The sequence below is a fragment of the Enterococcus sp. AZ141 genome, assembly GCF_051714385.1.
GTDB classification, from domain to species: Bacteria; Bacillota; Bacilli; order Lactobacillales; family Enterococcaceae; genus Enterococcus_D; species Enterococcus_D entomosocium.
On the sequence record NZ_JBIORT010000004.1, the window covers coordinates 1 to 6,075 of the forward strand.

Here is a 6,075-nt window from a genome sequence, read left to right on the forward strand (position 1 = left end):
AATTGGTCTAGCTATGTTGGGAACCTAAAATACTGGTAAATCAAGCTTCTTCTCTTTGGGTCGTTTGTGAAGAAACCGGGGGGGCGAGTAAAGACGGTGTTATGTTCCACGCTGGATTCTTCGCAAGATAAGCAAAATGTTGCTTTTCTAACAAGCGTAAAATGCAGCGGGCAAGGAGAAAACGGAACGATTCGCTGTTTGCCACCCCGTGACGATCGTGGGATCGAATTCATACCGTCGACAAAAATCACCCACTGATAAACCAAGGTGCCCCACGATATACGCAGTCACAGGATAGCTGTCAACATAAGCTGAAAACGACATACACCATTCATCCTTTCAACGCTATCTTAGGGTTCACGGAAAAAGTGCCACCACTTCTTCTGTCTTTCTTGTTTCGGTCGCACGACTTCATTTTCAGGAGCAAAGTTTCCTTTATGTTCTGAGGGGCTCTCATAACCGCTCTGAGGCGTTTTAATTTTTTTAGTATTATTATTCGATTCTTTGTTTAAATCGTCTGAGAAGCGTTCCTGTGACGTCAGAAGCAGTATTTGTTTGTTTGCTTGCAAAGTTAGTTGTTGTTGCTGATCAAGAAGTTTCTGTTGTTGGGCTAATAATGACTGCAGCTGATCAATTTGTACGTCCTTTTGTTGCAATTGTGCAAGCAACTTCGTTTCTATACTGTCAGAGCTTGCTGTGTCAGGAATTTCGAACGCTTCAAGCAACTCGGGACGTCCTAGCTTGTCAGCAAGGTGCAACACTCCCGACCATAGCACTGTCTTGTATCCTAGGCTATTTTTGGCAAGGAACGTTGGCTCTAGGTTGTCAACATGTTTCCTCATGGCTTGTCTACTGATACCAAAAAATTCTGCAAGTTCTTTTACTGTCAACATTTCTTTTGGTTGTCTATCCGTTGTCAAAAGGTTGTCACCTCAGTTGCTTTTTTCTTTTAGTATACATGAATTTGATTTGATTATCGATTTCTTTTAAGGCGTCTTAAAAGTGGTCATGTAAAGTCCTAACACCTTAAATTAAACGTGGGACAAACTTTTTATTACGAGGGGGTCGCATATAGGATCTGAGTGCTATATTAAAATATGCAAGGATCAAAATAGTCTATAGGGGCGGGTATGCTATACTCATTTATGGCAACTGCCCCGAGAGGGGGTGTAAATATGTTTGAGACCTTGATATCACTGATTATCGCACCACTTCTTGTGGGAATAGTATTAATACTATTTGATCGCTGGCTAGACGATTAGCCGATAATCGAAGCAGTTGCCTTCTGGCACCAACGCTGAGTCGCAACAGCGCAAAAAAAAGCCCTCCTATTCGCAGTAGGAGGGCTTTTTGGTGTAAATATGCTTTGTTCTTGATATCACTTCGCACGTTTATTATAGCAAGGAAGGATTAAAAAATCAAAATCAAGAATCTTAAGTAACTAAATACCATCGGCTTCAAAGGCTCGATACAAGAGCGCATTATTCGTGTCAATGTATTGTTGTAAAATGTGTTTGAAGTCCTCCAAACTATCTTTAAGCATATCGACTTCTCTATTTTGAGATAAAAAATTTTTCATATCATCTTCAATAATCATGTTAATTAATTGATTCCTTGAGATTTTTTTCCCTGACCGTTCGGACAATTCTTTTGCTCTTCTAGTAAGATACGTTAATGTTTCATCATGCTCGAATCGAACAACAATTTCTTTCATAGTTTCCTCCTTCAGTAAGTTCTTAATCGGAACTTAGATCATTGATTATAGATTGCAAGTCCGATAGAATAGCTCGAAATAAAGAAGAGCATAAGGTAGATACCCCCACCTTCTAGTTAGAAGGAGGAAAATAGGCTGTGCCTATTGGGTTTTAAGAGATTTCAAAGTGATATCATTACCTCGTTTTTAGTATTCTCACATGAATACTAATACGACTACTCAGGTAGTCATTTTAGCTATTTTGACTACTTCATGACTACTTTCAACATTACTTTTTCCTTTAGAAAAAATACCCGAACACTATTAGTTTTTTGGAAGGTATTGAGCAACAATTTCGTTGAAACTGAGTCCTTTTTTTGTATCTTCTTGTACGATATTGTTGTCTTTTGTTTCTTGATTAGTCTGAATTTTTTTCTTATTCTTGAACCGATAATTTTCATTTCGCACAGTTTTTTTGCTCATTGATACTGCCTCTTGGTATACGTTGGAAGAAAATAAATCTTGTATTTTGGTGTGATCTTGTTCATTTGTTTTTTGTAATATTCAATTGTTCCAAACTCATGAAAGTTTTGTTGCTCGTTTTTGTGTGTCTTTTGTACTGAAAAGTAAGTCGATCGCAGAACGTTCTCAATAAATTCTTCACTACCACAAGTAGGGAAATTAGGGGTGGATCCGATATAGGAAAATATTTCTGCGTGCAAATCCTCGGTGAACTTTTTGATAAATCTATTGCTTTTTGTCATGATATGACCTCCAAAAAAATAATTTATTTTAGAAGTCCGCACGCATATGTTAGAATAAACTAGCAATCTTCGAGGGTTGCGTACGGACTTGCCTAACTTGCTTAAATGTGAGAGGGCAAGTTCTTTTTTTATTTTGTCCAGTCATGCATTGGAATCTTTGGTGTATCAGTCTTTAGACCTGAAAACGTAAACTCCAGTTTGGCAATTTTATTGCCTTTTTTTGCTTTGATTTTTGCGACCTTTAGGTCACTGAAATAGTTTTGTAATTCCCTTAGTGCAGGCTGTAAAACTTTTTGATCGATTTGTCCCATTTGGCGATAGCTCTCAGGAATATCCATTCGTTCTTTAAAATCTTCAATTCTCACAATATAATAACCAGTAGAGCGATATTGCATAAGCAATCGGAATAATGTTTTTGCATAGGTAGAGCGAATCGAAGTGAAAGCAGATAATTTAAACCTAGAAACCTCAGTAGTTAAACCATTGATAATGTAGTCCAGTTTTGGATTAACACTCACATCGACAAACATTTTAGAGACATTAATTTCAAACCCTGTAAACAATACGAAACGTTTGATAACTCGGTCGCCATCTTCATTGATCTCATCCGTACGGTAAGACATACTTATCATTTTTTGATAGACATTCTCCAAATCATGAACGAATCTATCATTACCAGTAAACTTATATTCACTCAATTCTTTCAACTCTTCAAAAGAAAAGCGCACATTGTCTAGTCCACGCTCTTTCATACGAGCACATAATGCAAAGAACAAATCCATTTCTTTAGCGTTAAATTCTTTTAAAGGCACAAGGTTCAATTCATTTTGATATCTAACTGCTAAATCCGTTTTCTTGTCCATTCCTTTCCCCCCTCACATTAAAAATATAACAAACACTAACCTAAATGTAAACAGGTAGTGTTAGTAGTCATACAAAATGGTGTTGGTAGTCATACAAAATGGTGTTGGTAGTCATACAAAATGGTGTTGGTAGTCATACAAAATGGTGTTAGTACCATTCTGTATCGCCTGGGAGAGTAAGGCGCAACAGCCCCCTAAAAGGGTTTATAAAAGGTCTTATAAAAGATATATAAAATAAACGCGTGCGCGCGCGAGTTTTTCCACAGGTAATTTTTCCCGCCCAAATACATCATTTCTCTTTCAAGTAATCATCTTCGCGAATCTAATAAACAGCTAGTAAAGATTAAACCCTAAACACTGCATATTTTTGTGGCACATACTATTCAAAAAGACTAGAACCACAACTAAAAGACCTAATTTCAAGACCCCAAAGGAGTGATCGCTACGCTCTCACATTAGGCTTGCAGTGTTCACTACGTTCACTCGCTAAAATCAAAACATTAAATAAAGTCGGGTTGGGATAGGGTCTGGTTGCTCGTAAAAGCCTTTCTAAGACGTTTTTAGATCTTAAAGGTAATTATATTAGCAAAACGCCTTACAGGCGGTCAGGGCAAGCCCTAACAACCCCAAAACAACACGGTTGAGAACTTTGCAAAACAATTTAAATGCAAGAAGTAGGAAAATACATAAAAATAGGATCAAATTTCCAAATAATTAGCCTTATTAGGTCTTGTAAACGAATAAGTTACAAATACAACCCTATGTAAACTATGCGTTTCTTATGTTTTAAGCGGGAATTATGGATAATATACTAGAAATTCGCGTTAAAAAATCAAATTAAATGGAGGCTATATGTTATAAAAAAAGTTATTTTAGTGGGATTAATGTTTGTTGTTTTTTTTGGGTGGAAGGATATTGTATCAGCTGATAGTGTTACCGAAGAAAATGCAGTTATCAGTGAAGTAAAAGAACTTGAACAAAGCGGTAAATACGATTTCGAAGTAGTACCCGCAGAAGATATTGATCCGCAAAATATTATTCAATTAGACAGTGTAGAAGAATTAGAAAAAATTCTAGCAGAGTTTAAAAATAGCAGTGAAACAGAATTTACAATTAATGAGAACCCTATACAAACCAGAGCTGCTGGAAGTAAAACAGTCTCTCAATGGGCTCCGTTTAGTGGCTATGGAATGACTGGACTTCCTACTTGGAGAAATGTATCCTTCAATTATGAATACAAAAAAGTAAATGGTAAAAATCAATTTACTAAGGTTTCAGGAATTAAATCTTACTATTCAGGCTTACAAATTGCTGTTACTTGGAATCAAACCAGTGCATCTTCAAATTTTGTAAAAACAAATAACACTAAAGACACAGTAAAAATAAAAGTAAACGGTTATTCATTATTAGGATTTCAAGTAAAAGGATTTACGATTGGCGCAAAAATCAATGATACTTGGAATTTCTCACATAAAATTTAAATCTATTATTTTAGGGGAAGATCATCATGAAAAAAAGGTTAAATATTAAATGGTTTATTATTAGTCTTATAATTCCTCTGATAAGCGCTTTTGTGTTAAATCCTAGGGAGAATACCTCAGATGGCATGACGAGTTACTTAATGGGCTTTCCAGTTCCATTTATTACGTATCGAAGTTACGATGGTTTTCTAGAGAATAGATTCTTAATTTTGTTACCTAGCATGTGGAAGAAAGTACAAATTGATTTAGCGGTTTATTTCATATCTGTTCTGATCGTATACGTCATAATTGCACTTTTTTTCCGAGTGATAAGAATGCAACAAACTAACTTAAAACAACGCTAACTTCGTTGCTACGGAGTAAACAGATGTGTTATATACAAGATTTGATAAAAACTATACATTGAGACTACCAAAGGAATAGGAGAATTTATTTATGAAAAAAATTATTAGAGCAGTTCTTGTAGGATTGACCTTAACAGCTTTTATGGTTATTGCATTTGGAGTAAATGTTCAAGCTGAGGAACAGGTTATTGTAGAATCGAATTCAGCAATATTTGAATCTGACAGTATAATCAATAACAATGATATTTTCCAAACACAAGCTCAAGCTAAGGCTGGTCCAGTTTGGTCTACGACTTCTTTTACGGTGACAAAAAGTGGAAGAAAGGTTACAGCTGTTTGGAAATTGAAAACAAATGCTATAATTAACCGAGTGAACGCTGTTTATAATATTGGAATTTTGGGACAAACGACTTCTCCGGGAAGCTATTCCCCAAAATCTGGTGGTGTGACTATTTCTCAAACTTGGACGTATAAAAAAGGAGGAACTTATAGAATAAATGGGGTTGCTCAAATTTATACTTCAAAGGGAAATGCAAGTTGTTTTTCTCCTGTACGTGTGGTTTCAATTAATTAATATTTTTGGAGGATATGAAAATTGTACGCGATTGAATTAGCTATTACCTTAAACAAAAACAGTGAAAACTACTCTGAAAAATTTGATATTGTGGCGCTACCATTTATTCCAAGAAAAGGGGAAAAAATCCTATGGAATGGGCAATTGTATAAGATTTCAGACGTTATGTATGGTTTTGAAACAAGTGAAGAAGAGTACGGATTCATAGTTAGTCCTGAAATACAAACGTCAATTGCTTCGGATCTTTCATATAAAGTTTGGCTAGAAGAAGTTATTTAAACCCTTAGTTAACATAATCTCGATTAACACAAGACGCCCGTCAATCAAGCGATTGACGGGCGTTCTTTGTGATTTTC

General features: G+C 35.7%; 10 protein-coding genes. 4 read left to right on the top strand and 6 right to left on the bottom strand.

Annotated elements, in window-relative coordinates:
* Positions 1–147: 147 nt before the first annotated feature.
* Together IGI89_RS16980 and IGI89_RS16985 are read right to left on the bottom strand one after the other, a co-directional pair.
* Positions 148–324, bottom strand: a complete 177-nt coding sequence (locus IGI89_RS16980; RefSeq protein WP_003127887.1) for a hypothetical protein — start codon at positions 322–324, stop codon at positions 148–150.
* A gap of 26 nt (positions 325–350) precedes the next feature.
* A complete protein-coding gene (locus tag IGI89_RS16985) occupies positions 351–920 on the bottom strand; it encodes an HTH domain-containing protein (RefSeq protein ID WP_003127888.1) in 570 nt (189 codons plus the stop codon).
* Between the two features lie 255 nt (positions 921–1,175).
* Here IGI89_RS16985 and IGI89_RS16990 point away from each other — a divergent pair, with 255 nt between their 5' ends.
* Positions 1,176–1,262 carry a type I toxin-antitoxin system Fst family toxin gene (locus tag IGI89_RS16990; RefSeq protein ID WP_114148919.1) on the top strand — a complete coding sequence of 29 codons (87 nt, stop codon included), beginning with the start codon at positions 1,176–1,178 and terminating at the stop codon, positions 1,260–1,262.
* 179 nt (positions 1,263–1,441) lie between these two features.
* Here the strand turns inward: IGI89_RS16990 and IGI89_RS16995 are convergent, their stop codons facing one another.
* The 4 genes from IGI89_RS16995 to IGI89_RS17010 form a co-directional block, all read right to left on the bottom strand.
* Positions 1,442–1,714 carry a hypothetical protein gene (locus IGI89_RS16995; protein ID WP_003127889.1) on the bottom strand — a complete coding sequence of 91 codons (273 nt, stop codon included), beginning with the start codon at positions 1,712–1,714 and terminating at the stop codon, positions 1,442–1,444.
* A 303-nt stretch (positions 1,715–2,017) separates the two neighbouring features.
* On the bottom strand, positions 2,018–2,176 hold the full coding sequence (locus tag IGI89_RS17000; RefSeq protein WP_005473301.1) for a hypothetical protein: 159 nt from the start codon (positions 2,174–2,176) through the stop codon (positions 2,018–2,020).
* Positions 2,173–2,457, bottom strand: coding sequence for a hypothetical protein (locus IGI89_RS17005; protein WP_270274680.1), 285 nt, complete (start codon positions 2,455–2,457; stop codon positions 2,173–2,175). Before IGI89_RS17005 ends, IGI89_RS17000 begins: the two co-directional genes overlap by 4 nt.
* A 128-nt stretch (positions 2,458–2,585) precedes the next feature.
* Entirely contained in the window at positions 2,586–3,320 is a 735-nt protein-coding gene (locus IGI89_RS17010; RefSeq protein WP_003127890.1) for a replication initiation protein, read from the bottom strand.
* Between the two features lie 884 nt (positions 3,321–4,204).
* Between IGI89_RS17010 and IGI89_RS17015 the strand changes: the two genes are divergently transcribed.
* The 3 genes from IGI89_RS17015 to IGI89_RS17025 all read left to right on the top strand — a co-directional run bounded on the left by IGI89_RS17015 (position 4,205) and on the right by IGI89_RS17025 (position 5,998).
* A complete protein-coding gene (locus IGI89_RS17015; protein WP_231293202.1) occupies positions 4,205–4,801 on the top strand; it encodes a hypothetical protein in 597 nt (198 codons plus the stop codon).
* Positions 4,802–5,236: 435 nt separating this feature from the next.
* Positions 5,237–5,719: a hypothetical protein gene (locus tag IGI89_RS17020; protein ID WP_003127885.1), complete on the top strand. Its 483-nt coding sequence runs from the start codon at positions 5,237–5,239 to the stop codon at positions 5,717–5,719.
* Between the two features lie 21 nt (positions 5,720–5,740).
* A complete protein-coding gene (locus IGI89_RS17025) occupies positions 5,741–5,998 on the top strand; it encodes a hypothetical protein (RefSeq protein WP_003127886.1) in 258 nt (85 codons plus the stop codon).
* Positions 5,999–6,075: the final 77 nt, after the last annotated feature.